This window comes from Pseudomonas sp. P7758 (genome assembly GCF_013386485.1).
Taxonomy (GTDB): Bacteria; Pseudomonadota; Gammaproteobacteria; order Pseudomonadales; family Pseudomonadaceae; genus Aquipseudomonas.
The window spans coordinates 1-1,481 of the sequence record NZ_JACARS010000228.1; the positions used below are offsets into that span (position 1 = coordinate 1).

A 1,481-nucleotide genomic window follows, 5' to 3' on the forward strand; every position below is an offset into this window, starting at 1 on the left:
GCCCGCTGATTGTGCTGGGCCACAGCGAAGGTGCACTGGTGGCTGCCCTCGCCGCCCCGCAGCTCAACCCGGCCGGGGTGATTTCCCTGTCGGGCAGTGCGCGCCCGGTGGACCAGGTGATCCGCCAGCAACTGGCCGACCATATGCCTCCAGCGCTGTTACTGCGCAGCAACCAGATTCTCGATCACCTCAAGGCCGGCCAGGTGGACGCCGATGTGCCCACCCCCCTTGAGGGCATTTTCCGCCCCAGCGTGCAGCCCTATCTGATCAGCCTGTTCCGCGCCGACCCTTCGGCGGCCTTTGCCAAATTGACCATGCCGGCGCTGATCGTCCAGGGCACCAATGACCTGCAGGTCGGCGTGGCCGATGCGCAACAATTGCAGAAGGCCAAGCCCGACGCCGAGCTGACGGTGATCGAGGGCATGAACCACGTGATGCGCATCGTGCCCAACAACGTGAAGCAGCAACTGGAGTCCTATAACGACCCGCAGTTGCCGCTGGCGGCTGAACTGGGCACCCGCCTGGTTCGCTTTATCGACGGACTTCGCGCCAGTTAAGCGAGTATTGCCCTCCAGTCCTTAGCAAAACGGCCGATAAGCCATGGGTCGACAGCAAAAAGCCTGTCGGCCCGCAGAGCTTGGACAGGATCGCGCCGAATGACGAACACCGAAGCAACACCCGAACCTACCGCCGACACCACGGCTGACACCGAGGCCGCCGCATCGGCCGCGTTACCGTGGGCGGAGGTGCAGGCCGAACATTTCAAGATGCTGCGCCTGGCCCCTTTGGCCACCGACCGTGCCACGGGCGTGCGGCCCCTGCGCTTTGTGCAGTTTGGCTGGGCCGAACGCAACAACAAGGACCACAGCCTGCTGCGCATGGTCATTCAGTTGCCGGGCCAGCGGGTGCGCCGGGAACAGAACCATTTGGATATCTGGGTCGATCACGCGACCCATCGGGTGCACTTTGGCCCGGGCAACAGCCTGGAGATCGAGCCGGCTAACCGCGGCATCGGCCGTTTCCTGGTAGCCCAGGGCGCCGCCTGGGCGAAAAAGAAGTGGTCGCACTACCGCGTCGACGGCGTCGACCTGGCCAACAAGGACGCCCTCAACGAAGCCACGCGCCTGCGCCGGGATCACTTCCTGCGTATCCAGGGCTTTGATGTGGCGTACGCCGATGTCCAGCATTTGAAGGGCAACGTGCAGCCGGGCAAGGTCAGCGATGTGCTGGACAGCTGGAACACCGAAAAGCTGCAGTTCGTGGAGATTCTGGAAGCGGCGCAGATGCTGCAACAGGCCGAGCAGAACCTGGCGGAACAGGAAGTGAAACTGCGCAAGGAAGAGGAAAAAGTCACCAAGTTCAAGCGCGAAGACAGCGGGTTGCGCTTCACGATTACGTGCCTGGTGGCGTTTACCGTGTTTCAGGCGGGGTTGTTGATCTGGATTGCGACACATCGGTAATCCGGTTTATCAATTGAAACC

The 1,481-nt window shown here is 62.5% G+C and carries 2 protein-coding genes; both read left to right on the forward strand.

The genetic code is table 11. The annotated features are described in order from the left end of the window. Positions 1–557, forward strand: a 557-nt coding sequence (locus HX873_RS30920; protein ID WP_177123757.1) for an alpha/beta fold hydrolase, incomplete at its 5' end; no start/stop codon positions are given. 99 nt (positions 558–656) lie between these two features. Continuing rightward, positions 657–1,460, forward strand: coding sequence for a hypothetical protein (locus tag HX873_RS30925; RefSeq protein ID WP_003213127.1), 804 nt, complete (start codon positions 657–659; stop codon positions 1,458–1,460). The last annotated feature ends 21 nt before the right edge of the window (positions 1,461–1,481 follow it).

Bases quoted from the DNA above. Each gene is read 5' to 3' on its own strand.
- HX873_RS30925 (WP_003213127.1), top strand. From the start codon at position 657: ATGACGAACACCGAAGCAACACCCGAACCTACCGCCGACACCACGGCT.